Source organism: Pseudoalteromonas marina (assembly GCF_000238335.3).
In the GTDB taxonomy this organism is placed as follows: Bacteria; Pseudomonadota; Gammaproteobacteria; order Enterobacterales; family Alteromonadaceae; genus Pseudoalteromonas; species Pseudoalteromonas marina.
Map to the genome: position 1 here is coordinate 91,264 of NZ_AHCB03000010.1, position 25,945 is coordinate 117,208.

General features: G+C 40.8%; 30 protein-coding genes. 21 read left to right on the top strand and 9 right to left on the bottom strand.

Annotated features, from left to right (window positions below; translation table 11 throughout):
* Positions 1 to 187 precede the first annotated feature (187 nt).
* Genes leuA through leuD form a run of 4 tightly spaced genes read left to right on the top strand, consistent with a single transcriptional unit; the run spans position 188 to position 4,868 of the window.
* Positions 188 to 1,741 carry a 2-isopropylmalate synthase gene (gene leuA, locus PMAN_RS14850; protein WP_010557777.1) on the top strand — a complete coding sequence of 518 codons (1,554 nt, stop codon included), beginning with the start codon at positions 188 to 190 and terminating at the stop codon, positions 1,739 to 1,741.
* Positions 1,738 to 2,814 carry a 3-isopropylmalate dehydrogenase gene (leuB, locus tag PMAN_RS14855; protein ID WP_006793757.1) on the top strand — a complete coding sequence of 359 codons (1,077 nt, stop codon included), beginning with the start codon at positions 1,738 to 1,740 and terminating at the stop codon, positions 2,812 to 2,814. The genes leuA and leuB overlap by 4 nt, the downstream gene beginning before the upstream one ends.
* Before the next feature lie 54 nt (positions 2,815 to 2,868).
* Positions 2,869 to 4,269 carry a 3-isopropylmalate dehydratase large subunit gene (gene leuC / locus PMAN_RS14860; RefSeq protein WP_010557776.1) on the top strand — a complete coding sequence of 467 codons (1,401 nt, stop codon included), beginning with the start codon at positions 2,869 to 2,871 and terminating at the stop codon, positions 4,267 to 4,269.
* Entirely contained in the window at positions 4,269 to 4,868 is a 600-nt protein-coding gene (leuD, locus tag PMAN_RS14865; RefSeq protein WP_004589386.1) for a 3-isopropylmalate dehydratase small subunit, read from the top strand. The genes leuC and leuD overlap by 1 nt, the downstream gene beginning before the upstream one ends.
* A gap of 82 nt (positions 4,869 to 4,950) precedes the next feature.
* Here leuD and PMAN_RS14870 read toward each other — a convergent pair whose 3' ends face one another.
* Positions 4,951 to 6,459, bottom strand: coding sequence for a DUF3360 family protein (locus PMAN_RS14870; RefSeq protein ID WP_033035400.1), 1,509 nt, complete (start codon positions 6,457 to 6,459; stop codon positions 4,951 to 4,953).
* A 416-nt stretch (positions 6,460 to 6,875) separates the two neighbouring features.
* Here PMAN_RS14870 and PMAN_RS14875 point away from each other — a divergent pair, with 416 nt between their 5' ends.
* Together PMAN_RS14875 and PMAN_RS14880 are read left to right on the top strand one after the other, a co-directional pair.
* Positions 6,876 to 7,862, top strand: coding sequence for an SRPBCC family protein (locus tag PMAN_RS14875; protein ID WP_010557774.1), 987 nt, complete (start codon positions 6,876 to 6,878; stop codon positions 7,860 to 7,862).
* Between the two features lie 43 nt (positions 7,863 to 7,905).
* Positions 7,906 to 8,499 (top strand): hypothetical protein, encoded by a 594-nt coding sequence (locus PMAN_RS14880; RefSeq protein ID WP_010557773.1) that lies wholly within the window; start codon positions 7,906 to 7,908, stop codon positions 8,497 to 8,499.
* Positions 8,500 to 8,504: 5 nt separating this feature from the next.
* Here PMAN_RS14880 and PMAN_RS14885 read toward each other — a convergent pair whose 3' ends face one another.
* A complete protein-coding gene (locus tag PMAN_RS14885; protein WP_010557772.1) occupies positions 8,505 to 8,867 on the bottom strand; it encodes a hypothetical protein in 363 nt (120 codons plus the stop codon).
* Positions 8,868 to 8,963: 96 nt separating this feature from the next.
* Between PMAN_RS14885 and PMAN_RS14890 the strand changes: the two genes are divergently transcribed.
* Complete coding sequence (locus tag PMAN_RS14890) at positions 8,964 to 9,410, top strand: tellurite resistance TerB family protein (RefSeq protein ID WP_008129052.1); 447 nt, start codon at positions 8,964 to 8,966, stop codon at positions 9,408 to 9,410.
* A gap of 11 nt (positions 9,411 to 9,421) precedes the next feature.
* Here the strand turns inward: PMAN_RS14890 and PMAN_RS14895 are convergent, their stop codons facing one another.
* Entirely contained in the window at positions 9,422 to 9,988 is a 567-nt protein-coding gene (locus PMAN_RS14895) for an NADPH-dependent FMN reductase (protein WP_010557771.1), read from the bottom strand.
* A gap of 119 nt (positions 9,989 to 10,107) precedes the next feature.
* On the opposite strand from PMAN_RS14895, the gene PMAN_RS14900 reads away from it, so the two are divergent.
* Positions 10,108 to 11,001, top strand: coding sequence for a LysR family transcriptional regulator (locus PMAN_RS14900; RefSeq protein WP_006793766.1), 894 nt, complete (start codon positions 10,108 to 10,110; stop codon positions 10,999 to 11,001).
* Between the two features lie 108 nt (positions 11,002 to 11,109).
* Here PMAN_RS14900 and PMAN_RS14905 read toward each other — a convergent pair whose 3' ends face one another.
* The 4 genes from PMAN_RS14905 to PMAN_RS14920 form a co-directional block, all read right to left on the bottom strand.
* Positions 11,110 to 11,481 carry a hypothetical protein gene (locus PMAN_RS14905; protein WP_010557770.1) on the bottom strand — a complete coding sequence of 124 codons (372 nt, stop codon included), beginning with the start codon at positions 11,479 to 11,481 and terminating at the stop codon, positions 11,110 to 11,112.
* Positions 11,481 to 13,097: a S41 family peptidase gene (locus PMAN_RS14910; RefSeq protein ID WP_010557769.1), complete on the bottom strand. Its 1,617-nt coding sequence runs from the start codon at positions 13,095 to 13,097 to the stop codon at positions 11,481 to 11,483. Before PMAN_RS14910 ends, PMAN_RS14905 begins: the two co-directional genes overlap by 1 nt.
* A gap of 146 nt (positions 13,098 to 13,243) precedes the next feature.
* A complete protein-coding gene (locus PMAN_RS14915) occupies positions 13,244 to 13,897 on the bottom strand; it encodes an endonuclease (protein ID WP_033019623.1) in 654 nt (217 codons plus the stop codon).
* Between the two features lie 62 nt (positions 13,898 to 13,959).
* Complete coding sequence (locus tag PMAN_RS14920; protein WP_010557768.1) at positions 13,960 to 14,658, bottom strand: membrane protein; 699 nt, start codon at positions 14,656 to 14,658, stop codon at positions 13,960 to 13,962.
* 246 nt (positions 14,659 to 14,904) lie between these two features.
* Between PMAN_RS14920 and PMAN_RS14925 the strand changes: the two genes are divergently transcribed.
* The gene (locus PMAN_RS14925) at positions 14,905 to 15,285 is read left to right on the top strand and encodes a hypothetical protein (protein WP_006793771.1); all 381 of its coding nucleotides are present in this window, start codon (positions 14,905 to 14,907) and stop codon (positions 15,283 to 15,285) included.
* Between the two features lies 1 nt (position 15,286).
* On the opposite strand, the gene PMAN_RS14930 is transcribed toward PMAN_RS14925, so the two are convergent.
* The gene (locus PMAN_RS14930; protein WP_010557767.1) at positions 15,287 to 15,730 is read right to left on the bottom strand and encodes a PaaI family thioesterase; all 444 of its coding nucleotides are present in this window, start codon (positions 15,728 to 15,730) and stop codon (positions 15,287 to 15,289) included.
* A 176-nt stretch (positions 15,731 to 15,906) separates the two neighbouring features.
* On the opposite strand from PMAN_RS14930, the gene lexA reads away from it, so the two are divergent.
* The 5 genes from lexA (at position 15,907) to PMAN_RS14955 (ending at position 21,116) form a co-directional block, all read left to right on the top strand.
* Positions 15,907 to 16,524, top strand: coding sequence for a transcriptional repressor LexA (gene lexA / locus PMAN_RS14935; protein WP_006793773.1), 618 nt, complete (start codon positions 15,907 to 15,909; stop codon positions 16,522 to 16,524).
* Positions 16,525 to 16,940: 416 nt separating this feature from the next.
* Positions 16,941 to 18,083, top strand: coding sequence for a cytochrome c oxidase subunit II (coxB, locus tag PMAN_RS14940; RefSeq protein ID WP_010557766.1), 1,143 nt, complete (start codon positions 16,941 to 16,943; stop codon positions 18,081 to 18,083).
* Positions 18,083 to 19,675 carry a cytochrome c oxidase subunit I gene (gene ctaD, locus PMAN_RS14945; RefSeq protein WP_006793775.1) on the top strand — a complete coding sequence of 531 codons (1,593 nt, stop codon included), beginning with the start codon at positions 18,083 to 18,085 and terminating at the stop codon, positions 19,673 to 19,675. The genes coxB and ctaD overlap by 1 nt, the downstream gene beginning before the upstream one ends.
* A complete protein-coding gene (locus PMAN_RS14950) occupies positions 19,675 to 20,205 on the top strand; it encodes a cytochrome c oxidase assembly protein (RefSeq protein ID WP_010557765.1) in 531 nt (176 codons plus the stop codon). The genes ctaD and PMAN_RS14950 overlap by 1 nt, the downstream gene beginning before the upstream one ends.
* Positions 20,206 to 20,240: 35 nt before the next feature.
* On the top strand, positions 20,241 to 21,116 hold the full coding sequence (locus PMAN_RS14955; RefSeq protein ID WP_010557764.1) for a cytochrome c oxidase subunit 3: 876 nt from the start codon (positions 20,241 to 20,243) through the stop codon (positions 21,114 to 21,116).
* On the opposite strand, the gene PMAN_RS19235 is transcribed toward PMAN_RS14955, so the two are convergent.
* On the bottom strand, positions 21,016 to 21,327 hold the full coding sequence (locus PMAN_RS19235) for a DUF2909 domain-containing protein (protein ID WP_074210162.1): 312 nt from the start codon (positions 21,325 to 21,327) through the stop codon (positions 21,016 to 21,018). The two genes, PMAN_RS14955 and PMAN_RS19235, sit on opposite strands and share 101 nt — an antisense overlap.
* Positions 21,328 to 21,341: 14 nt before the next feature.
* On the opposite strand from PMAN_RS19235, the gene PMAN_RS14965 reads away from it, so the two are divergent.
* The 7 genes from PMAN_RS14965 to PMAN_RS14995 all read left to right on the top strand — a co-directional run bounded on the left by PMAN_RS14965 (position 21,342) and on the right by PMAN_RS14995 (position 25,945).
* Complete coding sequence (locus tag PMAN_RS14965; RefSeq protein ID WP_010557763.1) at positions 21,342 to 22,082, top strand: SURF1 family protein; 741 nt, start codon at positions 21,342 to 21,344, stop codon at positions 22,080 to 22,082.
* Positions 22,072 to 22,566 carry a hypothetical protein gene (locus tag PMAN_RS14970; protein ID WP_010557762.1) on the top strand — a complete coding sequence of 165 codons (495 nt, stop codon included), beginning with the start codon at positions 22,072 to 22,074 and terminating at the stop codon, positions 22,564 to 22,566. The genes PMAN_RS14965 and PMAN_RS14970 overlap by 11 nt, the downstream gene beginning before the upstream one ends.
* 22 nt (positions 22,567 to 22,588) lie before the next feature.
* Positions 22,589 to 23,578, top strand: coding sequence for a COX15/CtaA family protein (locus tag PMAN_RS14975; protein WP_010557761.1), 990 nt, complete (start codon positions 22,589 to 22,591; stop codon positions 23,576 to 23,578).
* A gap of 12 nt (positions 23,579 to 23,590) precedes the next feature.
* Positions 23,591 to 24,520 carry a heme o synthase gene (gene cyoE / locus PMAN_RS14980; protein WP_006793782.1) on the top strand — a complete coding sequence of 310 codons (930 nt, stop codon included), beginning with the start codon at positions 23,591 to 23,593 and terminating at the stop codon, positions 24,518 to 24,520.
* Positions 24,517 to 25,128, top strand: coding sequence for an SCO family protein (locus tag PMAN_RS14985; RefSeq protein WP_010557760.1), 612 nt, complete (start codon positions 24,517 to 24,519; stop codon positions 25,126 to 25,128). Before cyoE ends, PMAN_RS14985 begins: the two co-directional genes overlap by 4 nt.
* 173 nt (positions 25,129 to 25,301) lie before the next feature.
* The gene (locus PMAN_RS14990) at positions 25,302 to 25,574 is read left to right on the top strand and encodes an STAS domain-containing protein (protein ID WP_010557759.1); all 273 of its coding nucleotides are present in this window, start codon (positions 25,302 to 25,304) and stop codon (positions 25,572 to 25,574) included.
* An 8-nt stretch (positions 25,575 to 25,582) separates the two neighbouring features.
* Positions 25,583 to 25,945: a response regulator gene (locus PMAN_RS14995; RefSeq protein ID WP_006793785.1), complete on the top strand. Its 363-nt coding sequence runs from the start codon at positions 25,583 to 25,585 to the stop codon at positions 25,943 to 25,945.

Sequence of the window (25,945 nt, forward strand, 5' to 3'; positions counted from 1 at the left end):
CAAGAAACAAGATGCAAAATATTCGTTTAATTACACTAAAACTTAACCTCTTACTGCTATGGCAAGTAAGCGGGGATTAGTGTGTTTGCATTGAGTTGAACATTAAAAACCCCGCAATTGCGGGGTTTTTTTTATCTCGCGGCTGGGATAAATTGAAATTTGGGTAACATAGGAATGAGGGGCAGTTATGCAAGACAAAGATAAAGTATGGATTTTTGATACCACTTTACGTGATGGCGAGCAGGCACTTAAGGCAAGCCTTACTGAAGATGATAAAATTCAGTTAGCGCATACTATTAGCCGTTTGAATGTTGATGTGATGGAAGTGGGTTTTCCGGTATCCAGCCCTGCTGACTTTCGCTCGGTGCAACGAATTGCAACTGAAGTAAAAGGCCCAATTATTTGTGGTTTAGCGCGTTCAGTAGCAAAAGATATTGAAGCCTGTGGTGAGGCACTTCGCACAGCACAGCAAAGCCGTATTCATACTTTTATTGCCACAAGCCCTTTGCACCTTGAACATAAATTACGTATGAGCCTAGATGATGCAACGGCCATGGCGGTTAAATCAATTAAATTAGCGCGCAACTACACAGACGATGTGGAGTTTTCGTGTGAAGATGCAGGGCGCACGCCGCACTGGGATTTATGTAAAATTGTTGAGCAGGCCATTAACGCGGGTGCCTCTACTATTAACTTACCCGACACTGTTGGCTTTGTAACGCCAGATGAATACGCCGCGATGATCCGCCATTTAATGAATAACGTGCCAAATATAGATAAAGCGCGTTTAAGCGTGCATTGTCATAATGATTTAGGTTTAGCTGTAGCTAACTCGGTAGCCGCGGTACAAGCGGGTGCTCGCCAGATTGAATGTACAATAAATGGTATTGGTGAGCGTGCGGGTAACTGCTCGCTTGAAGAAGTGGCAATGATCATGAAAATGCGCAAAGACCACTTAAAAGTACACACCGATATTAAAAGCGAAGAAATTTATCGTGCATCTCGCCAAGTGGCAAAAATTTGTAATATGCCAGTACAGCCAAATAAAGCCATTGTGGGCGAAAACGCCTTTGCACATAGCTCGGGCATTCATCAAGATGGCGTATTAAAAGCACAAAATACGTACGAAATTATGTCGCCAGAAAGCGTAGGCGTACCAAACAACCAATTAAATATGACTTCGCGTTCGGGCCGTCATGTTATTGAGCACCGCTTAGAAGAGTTAGGTTACCAAAAAGCGGACTACGATATGGACAGCCTATACGAAAGCTTTTTAGCGCTAGCTGATCAAAAAGGCACGGTGTACGACTACGACCTTGAAGCCATGATTTACTTAAATCAAATTAACGACAAAGACGAAAAATACCAGTTAGAGTTTGTTAACTCAGCGTCTAACTCGCAATCGGTAGCCAGCTCTACTATTGGTATGGTGATTGATGGCGAAGTTAAACAAGAAGCCGCAACAGGTAATGGCCCAGTAGAGGCGTCGTTTGCAGCTATTGAGCGCTTAACCGGTATGAGCGTTGAAATGATTGAATACAACTTAGAAGCTACAGGCCAAGGCGCAAGCTCGCTAGGCCAAGTAAACATTATTGCTAAATACGATGGTCGCCCTTATCACGGTGCGGGTATTGCTGCGGATGTGGTAGAAGCGTCGGTACGCGCCATGATCCGTGTTTACAACTTAATTTATCGTGCACAAAAAGTGTCTGATTTAAAACAACAAAGGAAAGCAGGATGAGTAAAACAAACTACAGCGTTGCCGTATTAGCAGGCGACGGTATTGGCCCAGAAGTAATGGCAGCAGCAGAGCAAGTACTTGATGCTGTAAGCAATAAGTTTGGTTTTACTCTAAACCGCGAGCATCATGCTATTGGTGGTGCAGCCATTGATGAATTTGGTGAAGCATTACCACCAAAAACACTAAGCGCGTGTGAAAACGCCGATGCCATTTTATTTGGCTCAGTAGGTGGCCCTAAGTGGGAAAACCTTCCACCAAACGAGCAACCTGAGCGTGCATCGCTTTTACCGCTTCGTAAGCACTTTGGTTTGTTTTGTAATTTACGCCCAGCACAGTTATTACCAGCATTAAGTGCAGCGTCGCCACTTCGCGCTGATATTAGCGAAAAAGGCTTTGATATTTTATGTGTACGCGAGCTTACCGGCGGCATTTACTTTGGTGAAAAAGGGCGAGGTGGCGAAGGCGAAGAAGAGTTTGCATTTGATACGCAAAACTACTCGCGTAAAGAAATTGAACGCATTGCCCGCTTTGCTTTTGAAGCAGCAAAATTACGTAGTAACCATGTTACCTCTGTTGATAAAGCCAACGTACTTGCATCAAGCGTATTATGGCGTGAAGTAGTCACCGAAGTAAGTAAAGACTATCCAGAGGTCAGCCTAGATTACATTTATGTAGATAACGCAGCGATGCAGTTAGTTAAACAGCCTAGCCAGTTTGACGTGCTACTTTGCGATAACTTATTTGGTGATATTTTGTCAGATGAGTGTGCGATGATCACAGGCTCAATGGGCTTATTACCATCGGCTAGCTTAAATCAATCGGGCTTTGGTTTGTACGAACCTGCCGGTGGCTCCGCGCCAGATATTGCAGGTAAAGGCGTTGCAAACCCAATAGCACAAATTTTAAGTGCTGCACTGATGCTACGTTACTCATTAGGGCAAGACGAAGCAGCACGCACGATTGAAAAAGCCGTAGCCGAAGCTGTAGAAGCAGGCGTTGGCACGCCAGATATCTACCCACAAGGTGGATACAGCACAAGCGATGTGGCAGCTGCCATCGTTTCACGTATTTAATATATAAATCGCAGCACCGTTATGCTGCGACTTAACAAAGTAGGGAATTAGCAAGTGGCCCAAACGTTATACGACAAAATTTGGCAAGCACACACCGTTGCCAGCATAAACGAGCAAACTGATTTACTTTATATTGACCGTCATTTAGTACATGAGGTGACATCACCACAGGCTTTTGCTGGCCTACGTGAAAAAAACCGTACGGTACGTTGCCCAGAAAAAACCTTTGCAACGATGGATCATAATGTATCGACTAAAAGCCGATCACTTGATGCCGCAAGCGAAGTCTCTAAAAACCAGTTAATGGCGCTAGATGCGAACTGTAAAGAGTTTGGCATTGTACTTTACGATTTAAACTCAATTAACCAAGGTATTGTGCATGTAATGGGCCCAGAGCAAGGTATTACACTGCCTGGCACTACCATTGTATGTGGTGATAGCCATACTTCTACGCATGGTGCGTTTGGCGCATTAGCACATGGTATTGGTACCTCTGAGGTTGAGCATGTATTAGCAACGCAAACGCTACAGCAAAAAAAGGCAAAATCGTTAAAAATTCAAATTAACGGTGTGCTTCGCCCAACGGTAACTTCTAAAGATTTAATTATGGCGGTTATAGGCAAGTTAGGTACCGCTGGTGGCACTGGTTATGTTGCTGAATTTTGCGGTGAAGGCATTGAAGCACTTTCAATGGAAGCCCGTATGACACTATGTAACATGAGCATAGAAATGGGTGCTAAAGCGGGTTTAATAGCATCTGACCAAATTACGTATGATTACTTAAAAGGTCGTCCGTTTGCACCAAAAGGCGCTGGCTTTGACGCAGCAGTTGAATATTGGGAAACATTAAAAACAGATGAAGGTGCACACTTTGATTTAGTTGTTGAGCTAAATGCTGACGACATTCAGCCACAAATTACCTGGGGTACAAGCCCAGAGCAAGTAATTGGTGTTGATGAATGCATACCAGATCCAGACCAAGAGCCCGATTTAATTAAAGCCGACGCTATTCGCAGCGCACTTAAATACATGGACTTAAAAGCGGGCGATAAATTATCAAGCGCGAAAGTAGATACAGTCTTTATTGGCTCTTGTACTAATAGCCGTATTGAAGATTTACGTGCAGCGGCAAAAATTGTTGAAGGCAAGCAAGTAGTAGCTGGCATAGAGGCATTAATTGTACCGGGCTCTGGCCTTGTTAAAAAGCAAGCCGAAGACGAAGGCTTAGCCGATATTTTTAAAGCGGCAGGTTTTGAGTGGCGCGAGCCGGGCTGTTCAATGTGTTTAGCAATGAACGACGACCGCTTAGAAGCGGGCAAACGCTGTGCATCTACGTCTAACCGTAACTTTGAAGGCCGCCAAGGCCGTGGCGGGCGTACGCACTTAGTAAGCCCAGCAATGGCAGCTGCTGCTGCAATACATGGCCACTTTGTTGATATAAGAGGAGAAGCCTAATGAGCGTATTTTTTAGTGGCTTAATGGCCCCACTTGATAAAAACAATGTAGATACAGACCAAATTATTCCTAAGCAGTTTTTAACATCAACCAGCCGTGATGGTTTTGATGCAGCACTGTTTTACGATTGGCGTTACCTAGAAAACGGCGAACCAAACCCTGATTTTATTTTAAACCGCCCGTGCTACCAAGGTGCGCAAATATTATTAACGCGCGATAACTTTGGTTGTGGCTCATCACGTGAGCATGCACCGTGGGCGCTTAAGCAATATGGTTTTGAAGTAATTTTAGCGGAAAGCTTTGCTGATATTTTCTTTAATAACTGTGGCAACAACCAAATGCTAGCCATTGCGCTACCAGCCGACACGCTTGAGCAATTGTTTGTACTTAGTGAGCAGCACGACGATATAAACATTCAAATCGATCTTGAAAACCAAACATTAACAAGCGATAAGTTTGCGCCAATTAGTTTTGATATTCGTAAAGACGTAAAAGAGCGTTTATTAAGTGGCTTAGATTTTATAGGTGTGACCGAAACGCTAAATCCACAAATTGATGCGTTTGAAAAACAACTTGCTGCTGAGCGCCCTTGGCAGTAACAAAAAGCAATTAATTACATATGAAAACAAAGCGCGGCTGAGTATATAAGCCGCGCTTTTTTATGTTTAAGTTTTCTAATTATTAATGTCTAAAATCTGCCATTAGCGCGGGTATGCCTGGCAGCATACCAACAATAGCCATTACCGTAGTTAAAACTACAAACATAATGAGCGGGATAATCCAGCGGCTCATTTTGGTTAAGTTAGCACTGCGTTCTTTACAGCCAATTAAGCCTAAGTTATCAAGCAGCATAGTCAGTGACCAACCAAAAGCAGGGTTAACCAAGCTTGAGGCAAACACCACAATAGCGGCCGATTGCGTTGTTTTACCTTCGCGTGTCATTTCCATACCGGCCTCAAGCAGCGGAATAAACACACCTACAATAAGCGCAACGCAAAGCACGGGTTGCCAAATGGCTAAATCCATTGGGTAGCCCCATAAACCCGCAACAATACAAAATACGGCTGTTAAAATGGCGCCTGCCGGAATAGGGCGTTTAGCAATAGCGGCAGGGACAATGTAAGTTCCCCACGATGAGGTAAAGTTAGCACCACCGGCTAGCGAGCCAAAGGTTTGTCTAACCGATGCGCTTAGCATGGTGTCGTCTATGTTCATTTGAACTTTTTCAGTACGTTGCGGGTAACTAATTTTTTGAAATACTTGATGCCCTAAAAAATCCGGTGACCACATAGCCACAGCCAATACCGCAAACGGCAGCACAACCACAAAGCTTTCAAGCGTAGGTAAGCCAAGCATCCAACCTGTGTTTTCGCCCCACCAATAAGCTGGGTTCATATTTGGTAAGCCCGGCGCGGTATTAAATTCAAACGGCGCACCGAGTGCAAATGCAACCACACCGCCAATAAGGCAGCTAAGCGGCACAGCTAACCAGCGCTTTTTAAAGTGCTCAAGTAACGCATACAATAAAATGGTCGCCAAAATAACAATAAATGCAATGTGCGCCATATCAATGGCCTCAGCCCATGCAAACAGTTTTTTAACCTGCGAAATTGTGCCAATAAAGCCTAAATATATAAGTAAGCCCCCGCACACGCCTTTACTTGTTAAGCGTGCCAGCAAGCTCCCTCCTTTGGTTATGGCTAAAATAAAGCCAAAGGCACCAATCAGTAAGCCAAACGCCATAGGATGGCCGCCAGCGGCAACCACAATAGGAATAAGTGGAATAAGTGGGCCATGAGTACCCGCTAAGTTAGCGGTAGGTAAAATAAAGCCCGAAAACAAAATAATAAAAATAGAAACAATCAGTAATTCATAGCGTACGTTCTCTAACACAAACGCATCGCTTAAACCTAGTGGCGCTGCAAATGTAGCGGCAATAGCACCTACCATAACCACTTTACCAATAGTGCCCGCCATGGCTGGAATAGTATCTTCAAATTCAAAGCGGTAGTCTCTAAAGGGTAAATTAGGCCGCCAGCGCTTGGGCTGCATAATTTGTAGCTCGTGCTCTAGGTATTCGTCACGGGTATTAAACTCTGAACTGGGTTTATGGTTGTTTTGATAGCTGTTGGTATTGTCGTGCAATGTACTTTTGTGATCTGAGTTGTGACCCTTTGGGGTTACTGACATAGTCCCTCCTGTTACTCGTTGCTTATTTATTAATACGGCTTTTGTTAAAGCAAATGAATAGTGAAGGGGCAGGGTAGATCAGCTTTTACTCAGGAATGTATAGGCAAAAGGTCGTGTATGGTTGTTTTTAATACAGTTAATTTAAAAAACAGCTTTACACTAAAAGTCATAAATTACAGAAAATGATTAAAAGTTTATATAGATCATGCTCTTGAATATGTCATTAAAGATGCTCAGAGCTATTTGCAGAAATAGTATCGTGTTAACGGCAGGTTATTATCCTTTAGTCTTAGTGGTTGTTAAAGTTGTTTTATTTCAAGCTATTTGTTTGCGGGAGCCGTTAATTTTGTTTTATTTGTGGTGGAATAATACATCTGTTACTTTCTGATTGTTAATAACAACAATAAAGAATAGAGATGCAATTCAACTCCCCTAAATCAATTGGTATTTTACTCGGTACGCTTTACGGCATATTTATGCGGCTGTTTGTAGAGCTGCTTGATACTTATAATTTAAGTAGCCTTGTATCCATTTCATTTATGTTTTTAGTGCCCGTTGCAATTGGTTATATTCGTATTCATTTTGAATTTAAAAGCTCAAATACATTAACTAAAAGGCAAATGGTGACTATTGCTTGGCAGCCAATTTTTGTTTTTTTACTTGTAAGCGTTATTACACTGCTTGAAGGCAGTATTTGTGTGGCAATGGCTTTGCCTGCCTTTATGATCTTTGCAAGTATAGGTGGTTTATTGGCAGGCTTTATTAAAAATCGTCAAATAAAAAACGCTAATAGGCCTTTACTTTCAATCGCTTTACTTCCTGTGTTGCTCTCACCTATTGAGGTAAATTATTTACACTTATCAAAAACGTACGAAGTCACCAACTCTATAATTATTGAAGCGCCTATAAACCATGTGTGGCAGCAGCTTGCAAATGTAAGCACCATAGAGCCACAAGAATTGCCATTTTCGCTTACCCATTTAATCGGTGTACCTAAACCTTTAGAGGCAAATATGAATGCTACGGGTGTTGGTGCAATTAGAACCAGTAAATGGCAAAAAGGAGTTGCATTTAAAGAAGTGATTACTGATTGGCAGCCAAATAAACAGATGCTTTATAGGTTTGACATAGACCCTGATGCTATTCCCGATGATGCACTCGATAAACATGTAAAACTAGGCGGCGAATACTTTTCACCTCTTTACGGTGGGTATGCGTTAAGTGAAGATAAAAGCGGCAATACCATTTTAACTTTAAAAACGACCGTGCAAGATAATACAAATTTTGGTGTTTATTCGCGTATATGGGGAGAGGTTATTTTTAAAGACTTCCATTATTCACTTTTAACATTAATGAAAAACAGAGCAGAAAAGCCACTTGTCGCAGCTATTTCCCATTATTAACTTAAACCGCTATGGTATTAAAAAACTATTATAAGAGTACTTTATGAAATTATTAACGGCAGCAACGTTATTACTTGCTTCATCAGCTGCTATTGCGCGCCCTGCGCCTTTAGTATCTATACCAACACACGATGCATTTTTTAATAATATAGCAGCGTATTGTGGGAAAGCGTTTGAGGGTAAAGTAAGCGTAGATAACGCAAAAGGCCCAAGCTCATTTGATAATAAAAAGTTAGTTATGCATGTACGTAAATGTACTGATAGCGAGCTACAAGTGCCATTTCATGTGGGTGATGATGCATCGCGTACGTGGATCATTACTAAAACGGGCAGTGGTTTGAGCTTAAAGCATGATCATCGCCATAAAGATGGCACAGACGACGCTTCTACTATGTATGGCGGTCATACACTTGATGCGGGTTTTGCACAAATGCAGTCTTTCCCGGCCGATCAATACTCTAAAGAATTATTTGTAGCACAAGGCATTGAACAGTCGGCAGGTAATACATGGCAAATGTATATTTATCCTGAGGTATTTACGTATCGGTTAATTCGCCAAGGGCGCGAGTTTAAGGTGGACTTTGATTTAACTAAACCTATTACGCCACCCGCTGCACCATGGGGATACGAAGAGTAAATTTATTATTCAGGCTTTTCGCATTGCAATAAAACGGTTAAAGGTGGTTGATAAGCGCGTGGTTTAGTAGGAAAACGTTCGTACTCTTGCACGCCTTCAAGCACTTTTAACATAAAGGTGTTACCACGGCATAACCTGTCTGCATGGCGCAGTAAAAACATACTTTGATTAGCAAAGTGTTTGTAATCGTCTGATTGTATTTCTATTTTATAATTGCTGTTGTCAATTTTGGTTTGATAATAATGAACTTTGTTATCAAAGTCGTATGATTTTTCTTTTTCGACGGTGTCGGCCAGTGCAGTGCCTGTATTCGAAAGGCCCACCAGTACGCAACTAATGATAAAGCGCGGTGAATATAACCCTTTCATAAAATGTATCCTTTAATTTGCGAACTTAATACCCATTAAATACTCATACAAGTTCGGTTTATGTACGTTAAGTCTAACACCAAAAGAGATAATGTGATGTTCAAACAAATAAAACAGCTTTTTACAGCATTCGATGATCCAGCGCCAAGTATAGAGCCACACGATTTAAAAACGGCGGTAGCAGCGTTGCTAATTGAAGTGATGCGTGCAGATACCAAGCTCGACCATGATGAACAACACACCCTGACTGTAACCTTAAAAAAGTATTTTAATTTAACAGATTCTGAGGTTGAAGAACTCACTACCAATGCAGCAAGTAGTTTAGATGGCGCAATTGATTACTTTCAGTTTTCAAAACAGATTAATGAGCATTGCAGTGCGGCAGAGCGAATAGAGATAATAGAATTGCTGTGGCGTTTAGCCTACGCAGACGGTGAAATAGACCCACAAGAAGAGTACGTAATACGTAAAATAGCGGGTCTATTATATGTAACGCATGTTGATTTTATCGCCGCAAAAATAGCGGCGACAAAGCAAAAGTAAAGCGTATAAGGTTACTTTAATTTGCTTGCAACACTGACTAATTGATGAGCAAGCGAAGATACTTTATCAGCTATTTCTGGGTCGCTAATTTGGCCATTGTCATCAAAAACAGAAAACGCAGACGGTACAGCAAGTTGGTCGGCAAGCACTAACGAACCAATGCCGCTTAAAATATCACGTACGTGGTTTAAACCGCGTAAACCTCCTAATCCACCCGGTGAAGTAGCAAATAAGGCCACAACTTTATTACGAAACGCCGGTACTGCACCTTGCTCAGTGCGTGAAGCCCAGTCTATAGCGTTTTTTAACGGCGCAGTGATCGAGCCGTTATACTCTGGGCTTGCCAGTAAAATACCATCTGCAGAGCGAAGTTTGTCTTTTAAACGTTGTGCATCAGCGGGTGTGCCTTGTGCTTCAATATCTTCGTTAAATAGTGGAATATCTAACTCGTTTAACTGAATAACTTCTACTTCAGCACCTGTTTGCAGAGCAAAACGTGCTGCTTCATTAATAAGTTTTTGATTAAAGCTTTCTTTACGTAAGCTGCCCGCAAGCGCGATAATTTTTGGTGCTGACATGAGTTTGGCCTTTTTATGTTTTAAGTTACATACCTAATGTAGCAAACTTTTACTTGTAGAAAACCCAAATAAACGCAACACTTATGTGCATATATGCACACAAGTTAAAGGCAGAGCGCATGGCAATTAAATTTGATGACTGGCAAGACGTAAAAGTGGCCTTTGAAGTGGCGCGGCTTGGCACACTTACAGCTGCAGCAGAGGCACTTAATGTGCACCACAGCACTGTGTTAAGACGAATTAACAGCCTTGAAAAAAACCTAGATACCCGCTTGTTTCATCGCCATGCTCGTGGTTACAAGGTAACTGAAATTGGCGCTAAATTATTTGCGACAGCGCAAACTATAGATACCTCGCTCGAACAGCTACATAACGATATTGCCGCTGCCGACAGTACTTTACGCGGAAGTTTATTACTTACTACGGTGAGTGGGTTTATTGATGTTATGGGTGATGTATGTGAGCAATTTCAGGCATTACACCCACAAGTGCAGCTTGAAGTTATTTTGGAGCAAAAACGCTTGCGGCTCGATCACGGGCAAGCACATATTGCGCTTCGTGCAGGCCCTAAACCTGATGAAGGGGATTACATTGCTCAGCACTTAGCAAAGCTTACATCGGGTTTGTATGCTAACAAACGTTACATTACAAAGCATGGTATGCCTAAATCATTAGGTGATTTATTGCAGCATAATTTTGTATCAGGAGTGGCGGGATATAATGCGCGCGTACCTTATTTTGCTTGGGCAGACGAAAACATTCCTGCATCGCAAATCAAATTACGTGTATCAGAAACTGCCGAGGCTACACGCGCGATTATTAAAGGCTTAGGGATTGGTGGTTTACAACATGATGTAGCAGCGCAATATAGCGATTTGGTTCCTGTGCTACATAGTGAATTAAATTGGCCCACCGATGTGTGGTTAGTGACCCATCATTTAGTGCATCGCACCGCGAAAGTACAAGCTTTTGCAGGCTTATTAAAGGCGCATTTTAATAAACTTGCTAAATAAAAAACTGAAGGGTTCCCGATCGAGTTATTTTTTGGCAATCAGCATTTTTTATAGTTTTACAATAAAAAGGCGCACAACAATAAGTTGTAAGCCTTTTTCGTTATTAAATTACTGTGCTTTACAACTTACGTTTTTAAGCTCAATAGTGAGATCTTTTTTAGGGTAATACAGCACGCATTGCTCGCCAATAATTTGCAAAACAAACTTTTCTGACTTGATATTATGCGCGCCCATAATGGGCATGCCATTGGGATCTTTACTATTTCCATGGCTTAGTAATAACTCACTGCGTTTGGTAAAAACGGTGTCGGCCAGTGTAACAAGCTTACCGCCTTTAGCTTTTATAATTGCCTGTTGCAGCACAGTTATAACGCCTGGGTTAACCTCTGTTAATAGCGCAGGCTTTGCAACGGCATTACTCATACTATTACATCCCCCTACACTTATTAATACAGTGAGTACCGTCAGTAACTTTACCATTATTGCTCCTCAGACAACGTAGGCCATGTTAGATCCATGTTACCGCGGGTAAGATCGTTTGGTGCGTTTAAAGGCTGCAGTTTTTCGCTCGTAGCAGCAAAGCTTGGTACATCTACTTTACTATTAGCGACTGTTGTTGTAATTGGGCATGCGCCGTTATTATCTATATGAAAAAGTGCTGTAGATAGTAACCTTTCGTTGCTATCACCAAGTTGATTATCAAAGTCATCACTAACAACACACCCTTGTACATCGGCATTAAATTGTGGTGTTGGTGTTGGGGTAAAGCCTGCGGCATATTCGCCAAAGCCTTTACTGTTAACGCCACTAAATTGAATGGTGTAGTAGGTTGTTCCACAGTTGTGTGTAGGCGTAAATCCGTATGGTTTACCACAGGTTGTGTCGCCAATAAGTACCACCTCTGCATCTATTCCCTTTAAGCCATTAATAAATGCTTCAGAGGCTGAACAGGTACCTGATGTACTTAGTACATACACTTTAGATAAGTTTAAATCAGGTAATTTATCGCCAGTACTAAAAAACGTTGAGTAATCTATTTCTTCGTCAATAAACGGAAATGGAGAATCGACAGGCTGTTTATCATTTTGTTGCGTTTGATAGTAAAAGCGGTTTTGTACATTGGCACTTCCTGCCACCATATACGCTAGCTGCGCAGACAGCGCTAATAAACCGCCGCCGTTGTATCTAAAATCAATAACGAGTTCGTCTACGTTATCGGTTCTAAATTTATTTACTGCATCAATTAGGCCTTCTTGGGCAATACCTATATGACTATTAAACTGCATATAACCAACGCGCGTGTTATTGCTTGTTACAATCGTTTTTACATTTTGAACAGGCGTTTGCTCAATGTTACCCGCTGTGACGTTAAATGTTTTTTCCGTGCCGTCGTTACTGCGAACAACAATTGTATGTGAATCACCGTTGGTTGGGCTAAATAAGCCTTCGTTTAAAGTATCAATCCCTGCTTGGGTATTGGTATTAATGCTTACGCCATCAACTTCAAGTACGGTATCGCCTCGTTGAAAGCCAATTTGGCTAGCTGGTGAGTCATCTTCAAGGTAAGCAACACGTAAAATTCTATCGGCTGAATCACCAATAAATGCCCAGTTAATACCATAACCAGAGGTAACGCCCGATTGTGCTTCTTGGAAGTAATCTTCAGAGGGTTCTGAAAAATGAAAGTTATCTTTTTTAGCGCCTGAATCGGTTAGCTCTTCGGTTTTTAGTTGAGCAAAATAGTCAGCCACGGTATCGAACGATTCAGGGTCGTTATCGGCTATTTCGTCATACCACAGGTATGTTTCGTCGCTCCATGAGCGAAGCCATAGTTTTTCGTATAAGGCTGAGCCAGCTTGGTCAGGGTAAGGCTCATTATTATTAAACGGGTCGTTACCTGTACGTGGGTTTTCGCAAAAGTTTTTGAGTTCGTCTGAAGGTTCAAATACACCGGCAGTCCATGTCGGTGTGCTACTTGTAGGTGGCGTGACAGGCGCTGGTGTAGTGTTGCTACCTCCGCCTCCACCACAACCTGTTAAAGCAAAAACTGAGAGCGCGCTAATAATTGCAAGCGATAGAGTGTTGTTTTTAAACATATTCGGTACTTCCTGTAAATAAGTTGTTTAAAATACTACAACACCTGATTATTTATTCAACGTTTTGCTTTTTCTTTATGTAAATAATTGTGTCATTTTTTATTGGTAAAGCAGTATTTTAAGTTCGCTTATTAGCGGGAATATCATTACATTTTTTGTATAGTGCTTTTTAGTGCTAGGTCTTGCTTTTGCCACGCATTAAAAAGTTTTTGTTGTTGCTTTGAAATTTTTAAACCATAGGTTTTTTGCATGTAAGCATAGGCGTCGGCAATTTTTTTACGGGCATAAAATGGTGGCTCAACAACACGTTGCTTAAAGTTTACTTTTACATCGCATTGGCCGTATTGAGTCGCGGCTCCACCTAGCATGCCAAAACGATAATTAGAGCGGTCAGCATTTATTTCGCCAATTGCGGGGGCTAAGTTATTTATATCAGCTTCCATTTTTCGAAATTTTTCGCTGACTTTACGGCAGTTTTTCCGCCCACCATTTTGCCAACATTGTAGTTGATGCCCAAACTCCCATGCCGATACAATATGCTCCCATTCAATACGTAAAGCGCGCTGGTTTACTTTGCCTGAGCGGGTAAATGTATTACGAGGTACATAGCCACAACCCGTTGGATCTGGCACTAGTTTTTTACCTTGTTTTTTAATATCACAACCGCAATACAGGCTTTTTGCATTGTGCGGTAGCGTTTTTATTAAGTGCTTTTTAGCAGTAGAGAAGCGAGTAAAGTCTTTACTTGATACCGAAAAACAGACACAGCAAGCCAGTAAGGCCAAAATCAATCGGGTCATATCCATCACATACGTGAACTACAGGAGCCCCTAGTTTACTGGCTCAACAGGCAAACATAAACTTATTTAAATCTGCGTTTAATCCTTATGTTTTGCAATAGCAGTAAAAAGCCAGTTAAACAAAAAAGCACACTGGTTGCAGCAAAGCTAATTAATAGAGGATTGTTAAAGTTTTCACGTTCATCGTAATCCATAATATGCAGCATCCAAAAAAAATCGAAAATTCGCCACAGTGTGCTGCGCACAGTAATCACTTTGCCCGTATCTGATGACAAATAGAGTGTGGTACTAAATGTATCGTTAAATTGTACTTTCCATACATCTTTTTTATAACCGCTTTCTCTTGGCCCTAAACCTAATAAAGTGGTACTTACTGGTTGAGCATCAATAAGTAAATGCGCGTGTGCATTAGCAATTATTTGCTGTTTATTGGGGGCTTTAAATGGTTGCCCAGTAATGCCATTAAAACTTTGAGGGTTGCCTTCACTGGTTACAGTTATAAGTGGGGTAGATAAAAAATGCGCAAAGGTTATCTTAGTCGGATTAGTTACTTGTGAAACAATATTATCAATTGATGCGACGTAATCGCTGCTTTTAAAGGGGTTAGCCAGGGTGCGTGTTGCTAAGTGTTTACCATGTACTTTTTCAAGCGGAATAGCGCTCATAACCAAACCGCCAAGCAACCAAGCTAGTATTTGTATTCCTAATAAATAGCCCAACCATTTATGAAGTTTACGTGCTGGTTTAAAAATTTTTTTCATGTGTGTTTATCTTATTATTTTTACAAGACATTTTACGCGATGGTTGAGCAAGGTGAGTGCGACAAAATGTCGCACTAGTGCATTAAAATAGCGTTTCAGCACAATAGCGCCAATTGTAAGTAGCAATCGCACTCTAAAATAAGAGTATTACCATATAAAACGTCTATTTATAGGGTGTTGATTTGGTATAAAGGTAAAACTGCGTTAAAGTTTGCATGGTAACCATTAGAGGATAAATACGAGACAATGTCGGAAATTCAATTTTTAAATGTAGATCTAGAGCTTGAGTCAAAACAAGATATTAGTGTGCTGGTGGCCGACCTAAAAAAAGTCGCAACGATTTTACATTATGACAAAGACGAATACCGTCAATTAGCACGTATTGAGGTAGCTGGCGATGTAAAATCACCAGACAAAGCAATAAACCATATATGTGAGCTTATTGAGTCATGTTCACGCAATGCATTAAAGCAATGGTTGAGCTGCTCACGTAGAACGTTTGATATAGGGTTTGAGTCAGGCACGTCGCCAAAGTGTTTTAATCAAGCTTTACATGCAGATACACTACTGCGTATATCTGCTATTGGCGCGGGTATGGAAATAACAATTTACCCTCTCGAAAAATAACTTACGCCTTTCGCTCAACAACGGCTGCGGTCATTTTTGATACGCAGCACAGCTCGTTGCGGCTGTTTGTGATTTTTATTTCCCAAACAGAGCTTCGTTTTCCAATATGAAATGCGCGTGCTGTTGCCGTTAATGTACCATTGCGAGAAGCCTTTAAATGGCTTGCACTTATTTCTTGCCCAACACAGTAAAACTTTGTGAAATCAACCACAAAATTAGCAGCATAGCTCGCTACGGTTTCGGCGAGTACAACGTTTGCGCCGCCATGAACCATGCCAATAGGGTTATGGTGTGCAGGGATTGCAGGCATAGTTGCTACTAAGTAATCGTCGCCTATCTCTGTTATTTCGATTCCCATGGTTTTCATTAGCGTCCCTTGGCCATTAATGCCTTCGTCCAATTGTTTACACAATGCTAATGTAATGGGTTGATACCAAATACTCATATAGATTTCCTTAAATTTATTGTAGCAAGTTACTATTTTTATAGGCTATTTTAGAAAGCCTCTAAAATGTACACGTAAGGAAGTAATTTAGCTATTTGAACGGATAATTTAAATTTGCGATTTTTATTTAACTGTATATACTCACAGTTAAATGTACTGTATGGAAAACCAGTTGTATGCGCCCATTAACTAAACGCCAAGCTCAAATACTCGAATTAATTAAAGTGTTTATTAAAGACACTGGTATGCCGCCTACACGTGCCGAAATAGCACAAACGTTAGGGTTTAAAAGTGCAAATGCCGCTGAGGAACATTTAAAAGCCCTTGCCAAAAAAGGGGTGATTAAAATGAAACCTGGCGCAAGCCGTGGAATTCAACTTGTTGAAGAAGAGGAGCCAGAACAATTAGGTTTACCGCTTATTGGCCGAGTTGCGGCAGGTTCCCCTATTTTGGCGCAAGAACATGTTGAAAGCCACTGTAAAATTGACCCATTAATGTTTAAACCAGCTGCCGACTTTTTACTGCGCGTAAACGGTATGAGTATGAAAGATATAGGCATTATGGATGGCGATTTACTTGCTGTGCATAAAACACAAGTGGCTGAAAATGGTCAAGTTGTGGTTGCCCGTGTTGATGACGATGTAACCGTAAAACGCATTGAAAAAGCGGGTCGTCAGGTGTTGCTTCATGCCGAAAATGACGAGTTTGCACCAATTAAGGTCGATCTTGAAACTGAGTCGTTCAACATTGAAGGCTTGGCAGTGGGTGTAATTCGTAACGCGGACTGGATGTAGTTCTTTCTTATTTTATAAAAAGCGCACTTTTTTGGTGCGCTTTTTTTATTTTTAAAATTTTGTTTGTTTTTTATTCACACTCTTTCATTTCATCCTTAGCCCTTACCACCTCTCGATTTGAGCCATTTTCTTCTACGTTCAACTAAGCCAACTCTCTACTTTTTATATATTTATTGTTTGTTTTTAATACAAAAAACTTGCATGGTGGTTAAATATTAACTAATTGTTAATAAGCTGACGCTGGCAATACTCATCGCTTTTAAGTTTTGAGCACACACAATTAACTTTTGCTAGCGCAGTGAATGCCAATTTTTATAAATAAAACGGCATTAATAAAAAAATAAAAATAACGAATTGGCGTTTAAGCCGTATGCCTCTTCGCTTTGCACTAGCAACAGCATCAAAGGAGTCGTCACATGGGTAAACTTAGTTGTACCTTGTGGCTTATATTGTGTGTTTTTCCGCAGTTAGCCTTGGCAAATAGCCAATTTAATATGCGTAAAGGCGTTACAGATATAAGTGAAAATGTTTACGAATTACACATGACCATATTTTTTATATGTTGTGTGATTGGGATAATAGTGTTTGCCATTATGCTTTGGGCACTCATTCATCATCGCAAATCTAAAGGAGCGGTTCCCGCTCAATTCCACGAAAGCACCAAAGTAGAAATTCTTTGGACCGCCATTCCATTTGTTATTTTAATTGCTATGGCAGTGCCAGCTACAAAAACGTTAATAGCGATGGAAGATGCCAGTAAAGCCGACTTAACAATTAAAGTTACAGGTTCACAGTGGAAATGGCATTATGAATACATGGGAGAAGATGTAGAGTTTTACTCAATGCTTGCAACTCCTCAGGATGAAATAACTAATTTAGCTGATAAAAACCCAAATTATCTACTTGAGGTAGACAAACCCCTCGTACTGCCAATTAATCAAAAAATTCGTTTTTTAATGACCTCAGATGATGTTATCCACTCTTGGTGGGTACCAGACTTTGCCGTTAAAAAAGACGCCAATCCAGGCTTTATTAACGAAACATGGACCAACATAAACGAAGAAGGTATTTACCGAGGTCAGTGTGCTGAGCTGTGCGGTAAAGATCACGGGTTTATGCCCGTTGTGGTAGAGGCCAAATCTGAGGCTGACTTTAAAGTATGGTTGGCCGATGCTAAAAAAGCTAAGCAACAAGCAGCTTTAGCTGATGCCGCTTTACTTGATCAAACATTACCTAAAGAAGAGCTAATGGAGCTGGGTGCTCAAGTATACATGGCAAGTTGTGCAGCATGTCATCAACCTACGGGGTTAGGGCTACCGGGCGTATTTCCGGCTCTAAAAGGCAGCCCAATTGTACTTGGCGATATCAAAGGTCATATAGACATACTTATTCATGGGAGCCCAGGTACGGCAATGCAATCATTTGCCAAGCAGTTATCTATAAAACAATTGGCTGCGGTTATTACTTACAAGCGAAATGCATGGGGTAACGATACCGGTGATGTTATTCAGCCTAGTGAGATTCAAGCAGCACTTGATGCCGACGTGGAGGCTAACTAATGAGTAGCATAGCAGAACAACCAAACGCCAATGAAGCGCATCATGCTCATCATCCAGCTAAAGGCTTCAAGCGCTGGCTTTATACAACAAATCATAAAGATATTGGCAGTTTATATTTAATATTTTCGTTGACCATGTTTTTAATTGGTGGCGCCATGGCTATGGTGATCAGGGCCGAATTATTTCAGCCAGGGTTGCAGTTGGTCGATCCCCACTTTTTTAATCAAATGACTACAGTTCACGGTTTAATAATGGTGTTTGGCGCCGTTATGCCTGCCTTTACGGGATTAGCCAATTGGATGATACCGTTAATGATAGGTGCGCCAGATATGGCATTACCTAGAATGAATAACTGGAGCTTTTGGATTTTACCTTTCGCATTCTTAATTTTGCTTGCTTCTTTATTTATGCCTGGAGGAGGTCCTGCTTTTGGCTGGACCTTCTATGCTCCGCTTTCAACCACATACAGTAACGACAATACTGCCTTGTTTGTATTTGCGGTGCACATTATGGGTATTAGCTCAATTATGGGTGCTATTAATGTGGTTGTGACTATAGTTAATTTGCGTGCACCTGGCATGACGTGGATGAAACTCCCCCTGTTTGTATGGACATGGCTAATAACGGCATTTTTACTCATTGCTGTTATGCCCGTTTTGGCAGGGGCGGTGACCATGGTTTTAACCGATAAATATTTTGCGACTAGCTTTTTTGATGCAGCCGGCGGTGGCGATCCGGTGATGTTCCAGCATATATTTTGGTTTTTTGGTCACCCCGAAGTTTACATCATGATTTTGCCAGCGTTTGGTATCATTTCAACCATAGTGCCTACTTTTTCGCGCAAAAAGCTATTTGGCTATGCATCTATGGTTTATGCAACGTCATCTATAGCATTGTTAAGCTTTATTGTGTGGGCGCATCACATGTTTACCACCGGTATGCCGGTAGCTGCAGAGCTATTTTTTATGTACTCCACAATGCTGATATCGGTACCTACTGGCGTGAAAGTATTTAATTGGGTAGCCACCATGTGGCGCGGTTCTATTAGCTTTGAAGTCCCTATGATGTTCAGTATTGCTTTTATAGTACTGTTCACATTAGGTGGTTTTTCAGGGTTGATGCTTGCTATTACTCCCGCTGATTTTCAATACCACGACACTTATTTTGTAGTGGCTCATTTTCATTATGTGTTAGTGACAGGGGCGGTATTTTCAATCATGGCCGGTGCTTATTACTGGCTGCCAAAATGGACTGGCAATATGTTTAATATCACGCTGGCTAAGTGGCATTTTTGGTTGTCGTTAGTCAGTGTAAATGTGCTGTTTTTTCCAATGCATTTTGTGGGTTTGGCTGGTATGCCTCGTCGTATTCCTGATTATGCACTGCAATTTGCAGACTTCAACGCAATTATAAGTATTGGTGGTTTTGCATTTGGTTTATCTCAGCTGTTGTTTGTAGTGGTTGTTTTTAAATGTGCAAGAGGCGGCGAAAAAGTCCCTGCAAAAGTGTGGGATGGCGCTGAAGGGTTAGAGTGGGAAGTTGAATCCCCTGCGCCTTACCATACCTTTTCAACACCACCGGAAATTAAATAATGACCCACGCACCGCTCCTTAAACGCTTGATTATTATCAGCATAGGTATGTTTGCGTTTGCGTTTGCCTTAGTGCCGTTATACGACGTGTTTTGTGACTTAACCGGGCTAAATGGTAAGCCATCGTTAGAGCAAGCGCAGCAAAGTAGCGTGATTGAGCAAACAAGGGACGTTAGCGTGAGTTTTACAACTCATGCACAAAGCGGTGCACCTTTTGAGGTGAAATCAAAAGAGTACAGTGTGGTTGTGAAACCCGGAGAAATGCGAGAAGTCGTTTTTAGCGCAAAAAATAGTAGTGAACTCGATAAAGTTATGCAGGCAGTACCGTCTGTTTCACCAGGCAAAGCGGCAAAATATTTACATAAAATGGCCTGCTTTTGCTTTGATCAACAACCCCTAAAAGCGGGGGAAGAGCTCGAATTTAAATTGCTTTTTTATGTTGATACAGCGCTTCCAAGTGATGTTGAAGAGCTAACTTTGTCTTACACCGTATTTGATATTAGTGAGCAACTAGTTGCCAGTAATAACTAGCAACAAACACTAGTGCGAAACTAGGAGCAAGTAAAATGAATCAAGAACATGAGCATTATTACGTACCAGAGCAAAGCCCGTGGCCCATTGTAGGAGCGGTTGCGTTGTTTTTTATCGCCGTAGGCGCAGGCTTAACAGTTATGGAAGTTGGCAAGGAAGGGGGGAACGGTGTTTATTTACTTTATGCCGGTATAGCCGTTCTTTTATATATGTTATTTGGCTGGTTTAAAAATGTTATTCACGAGTCAGGCCAAGGGTTGTACTCAGCACAAATGGATCGTTCTTTTCGACAAGGCATGAGCTGGTTCATTTTTTCTGAGGTTATGTTTTTTATGGCCTTTTTTGGTGCGTTATTTTATGCACGTATGATTTCGGTGCCCTGGTTGGGGGGCGCGGGTAACAATGCTATGACTAATGAAGTGTTGTGGCCTACCTTTGAAGCTATGTGGCCTTTGGTTGTTACACCTTCCGGTGACACAACCCAAGCTATGGGGTGGCAAGGCCTACCATTGATCAATACGTTAATTTTAATCGCTTCATCGGTCACGTTACATTTTGCTCATGTTGCAATGGAAAACAACAAACGTAAACCACTGAAAGTGTTTTTAGGACTTACGGTGTTATTAGGCGTGTGCTTTTTAGCATTGCAAGTAGAGGAATACGTTCATGCATACAATGACTTAAATTTAACATTAGATGCCGGTGTGTACGGTAATACATTCTTTTTGCTTACAGGCTTTCATGGCATGCATGTCACACTCGGAGCCATACTTTTATTTGTCATTTTAATACGAATATTAAAAGGTCATTTTACCAAAGAAAAGCACTTTGCGTTTCAAGCTGCTGCTTGGTATTGGCATTTTGTTGATGTGGTATGGCTGTGTTTATTTGTGTTTGTATATGTGCTGTAACGTTTATGGGCGAGCTATTTGCCTTTATATAACCGAGCTTAACTGCTGCGATTGCAACCACTAATACAACAACCGAAAACAACACTCGGCGCCCTAAAAAGTGAGACATAGGTCGCCCGTTTGTTTTCCCAGACACCATAATAAATAGCGCTCTAAATAAGTTAAAAAGTATAAACATTAGTAACAGTACAATAATAATTTTAATAATCACTGAGTTGACCCTTTATGCAAGTAGTTTTAAGGCACAAACAAAAGCTTAGTTCAATAATCACAATTTGTATGGTTGTGGTTGTCGTACTGGTATGTGTGCGCCTAGGTTTTTGGCAATTAGAACGAGGTGAAAAAAAACAGCAACAGCTCACTGCTATTGCTCAAATACAAACTCATGGTGTTATGAGTTGGTCGCAGTTGCTAAATTTACCAAAGCAGTGGAATAAAACCGGTGTACTAGTCGAGCTTAAAGGGACACTTTTAAGCGAACATTACTGGTTGTTAGATAATCAAGTATATAACGGACAAGTGGGTTACGACCTACTCGTCCTGTTAAAACCAAATAATGATATGCGTGCAGTATTGGTTAATTTAGGTTGGGTGAGAGCTCCGCTATCACGGGATATTTTACCTGCGGTAGTTATGCCCCAAGGTGAGTTTACGGTCAAAGCACAAATTAAAGAGAATAACCTCAGTAGTTTTACCCTAGAAGATAAGACCTCGAGTGGTGATTTGCCCAAACGCATTCAATCAATCGACTTAAGCTTTATACAATCACACACTAATTTCCCATTGGTTAACTTTATGGCTTACCGCCAAGGTGAGGGTGATGAAATTGCGATACCGCATTACGCAGCGGTTGTAATGAGCCCACAAAAACATAACGCCTATGCGGTGCAGTGGTTTTTAATCGCCTTTGCATGTGTTGTTGTAGCCATTTTTGCGAGTAAAAAAAGGAATAAAAATGAAAAATAAACCCCTTTTATTGTTTGTAACCTGTTGTGCTATCCCTTTGTTTTTAGCCTATAGCGCGCTCAAATTCGATTGGTTACCTAGTGCGGTTACAAATCACGGTGAATTTCTAAATGAAGAGATAAAACTAGAAAACTGGCAACAAAATAATCCTAAACTATGGACTATAGCGCTTAATTATTCGAGTGAGTGCAGTGCGTCATGTAACGAGCAACTTGAGGCGCTTAATAATTTGTATATAGCGCTTGGTAAAAATCAAGGAAAGGTAGATATGGCTGTTATGGGGAGTCCTTCACAAGCAGACTTACCATGGAAAAAAATGGCTCAGCAAGCAAGCTTGACCCCCGCAAGTTTGTATTTAATTGATCATATGGGGCTTGTGGTACTTGAGTACCCATACAAAGCAAAGCCTCAAGAAAACCGCTTAGTTCAAAAAGGGCTATTGAAGGATTTAAAAAAACTACTTAATTATTCTCGTTCAAGCTAATCCGTTTAGTGTGAGGTAAAAGATGTACAAAAATTATAAGAATTGGGTTTTATTGACCGGACTTTTTGCTTTAGTTGTTGTTGCACTAGGTGCATACACTCGTTTGAGTGATGCAGGGCTAGGTTGCCCAGATTGGCCCGGATGTTATGGCTTTTTAACGGTTCCTAAACATGAAGCTGATATTGCTTTAGCAACACAAAGCTACCCTGATATGGTGTTTGAAAAAGCAAAAGCCTGGAAAGAAATGATTCATAGGTATTTTGCGGGCACCTTAGGATTGATGATTTTAGCGCTGTTTATTGTTGCTTTTTTAAAGCGTCAATTTCCAACTACACCATTAAAGCTCACATCTTTATTACTATTACTTGTTGTGTTTCAAGCTGCCTTAGGTATGTGGACTGTCACTATGAATCTGCAACCACTTATTGTGATGGGGCATTTATTGGGTGGTTTTAGTATTTTATCGCTAATTACATTGCTGTATTTAAGGTTAACAGCAAAACCCATTATGGGCGGAGATGCGGGGGCTAAGCGGTATTATGGAATAAGTTTGATTGCTCTTTTTGTGCTGATTTTACAAATAGCGCTTGGCGGCTGGCTTGCGGCTAATTACGCAGCACCACACTGTAATGGTTTACCTTTGTGTGATTACGCTCAGCCTTTTTCACTGAGGAGTGTTTTTCAGTTACCGCTTGAGCACAGCAACTACGAGTTTGGTGTGCTTTCACAACAAGCAAGAATGTCTATTCACTTATTACACCGTATTTGGGCATTAGTAACCTGCATAGTTTTGGCGCTTATTATGTGGAAAATTTACAGTCACGCTTACTCTCAAAAAATTAAAAGCTGTGTAATAGCAGTATTGGTTACTTTATTTTGCCAAATTAGCTTAGGACTCATTTTGGTACATTGGCACTTTCCGTTGGGTGTTGCACTGGCGCATAACCTAATGGCTGCCATACTGTTATTAAGTATGGTTAGGTTGTGTTATTACCTAAAATCACGCACATAAAGGAGAAATATAATGGCACTAACAATAAACAAAAAAACAATACAGCCTGCACATACTCAATCACTTAGCTTGCGTGCTTACGATCTATTACAAGATTACTTAGCCATCAGTAAATTTAAAGTGGTGGCGATGTTGGTTTTAACAGCCTGGGTTGGATTAGCATTAGCCCCGGATGTAGGACGTGGAATAGGCGTTCAGATGATTAGTCTATTAGGAATAGGTCTGTTGTCTGCTGCCGCTGCCGTTATTAACCATGTAGTAGATAGCGAAATAGACTCTAAAATGGCAAGAACGCGCCATCGCCCTGTTGCTAAAGGGCGTTTAAGTAAAACTCATGCATTAACGTTTGCGGCAAGCATTGGTATCGCTGGTTTTATCATGCTTATGGTGTGGGCTAATACGCTTACAGCAATATTAACGTTATTTGCATTAGTGGGTTATGCCTTTATTTATACGTCATTTTTAAAACGCGCGACACCTCAAAATATAGTAATAGGCGGACTTGCTGGAGCGATGCCGCCATTGCTTGGTTGGGTATCTGAAACAAACCAAATGGCAGCAGCGCCGTGGTTGCTTGTTATGATTATATTTACTTGGACTCCTCCTCATTTTTGGGCTTTAGCCATTGCCCGAAAAAGTGATTACGAGCGTGCAAAAATTCCAATGTTGCCGGTAACCCACGGTATCGACTTTTGTAAAACATGTGTAGTTGCATACTCAGTTTTATTGGCCTTAGTGTGTGTGATGCCATACTTAATTGGTATGTCAGGAGGTATTTACTTAGTTGGAGCTTGTGCGCTAAATAGTGTGTTTATGTACAAAGCCATTAAGTTAAAATTTGCAGCTAATAACGACAAGGCTATGGATTTATTTCGTTTTTCGATAGTGCATTTAATGGTACTCTTCGTGATCTTATTTATAGATAAATGGCTTCCTTTATGAAACGGTTATGGCTTTTAGTAATTGTTGTTTTAAGTTTATTTTTATCAGCGTGCTCAAGTGAAAACGATCCTCAAAATTTAAATGCACTTGTTTATGAAAACGCTAAATCACTTTCGGATTTTACGTTAAAAAATCAGCACGGCGAACCAGTGACAAAAGTGCAATTTAAAGGGCAATGGAATTTAGTGTTTTTAGGATACACAAGTTGTCCCGATATTTGCCCGTTAACATTGGCTAAGTTAAACGCAGTTTATAAAGAGCTGGAAGCTGATTACCCATTACAAATATGGTTTGTGTCGGTCGATCCAAACAGAGATACAGCAGAAAAACGAAAACAATATATAGATTACTTTAACCCGAATTTTTTGGCTGTTTCAGGGGAGCATAAAGATCTTTTTCCAGTGGTGAGAGAGCTTGGCCTCATTTACGCAATTAGTGATACAACAAAAGCTGATTATGCGGTTGATCATAGTGCATCAGTTGCGTTGGTTGATGATACAGGAGCGCTAAGAGCTATTTTCAAACCTGAGTTTAAACAAGGCAGTGTGCCGCTTATTAATTCAACTAAATTAACGCAAGAGTTTAAAGTTATTGCAAACTACTACTAAAAACTAACTTTTTAAATTTCACGTATTTTAAGGGGGCTTTAGGCTCCCTTTTTTGTTTTTTCATTCCTGTTTATAAATTTATTAAAATCTTTTTTGATCCTTTTATGGCAATTTTAGTAACTAGAGCTAAGCTTTTGTTATGAATTGAAATGAAAGGGATTACACAATTTTAAATGTTAAAACTTCCAAGCGAACTTGTGATTACCCAAGTTGAAACGCTCCACCAAGACTTACTACAAGAACTCAATAGCAACGACGATATAAGTCTTGATATTAGCGATGTAGTGTCTGCAGATACTGCATCTATTCAGCTGTTATGTGCGCTTCAAAAACACTTACTTACCATCCAACACAAAATTATATGGGTCGGCAGTAGTGCAGCATTAGCACATACCATTAATCAGCTTGGCTTAAGTCATTATTTAACAATCGAAAGAAATAGTTAGAGGTTTATATGAAAAAAATCTTAGCAGTTGATGATTCAGCATCAATGCGTCAGATGGTGAGCTTTACCTTAAAAACCGCAGGCTTTGATGTAACAGAGGCCAAAGACGGCAGTGAGGCATTGGCTATTGCTAAGCAGCAAGGTTTTGATGCGGTTATTTCAGATGTGAACATGCCCATTATGGATGGTATTACATTAATTCGAGAGCTACGTACATTACCCGATTATAAATTTACGCCATTACTTATGCTAACAACCGAGTCGGGCTTAGAAAAAAAGGTAGAAGGTAAAGCGGCTGGTGCAACAGGCTGGATAGTAAAGCCATTTAATCCTGAGCAGTTACTAGCGGTGATTAAAAAGGTTATTCGTTAG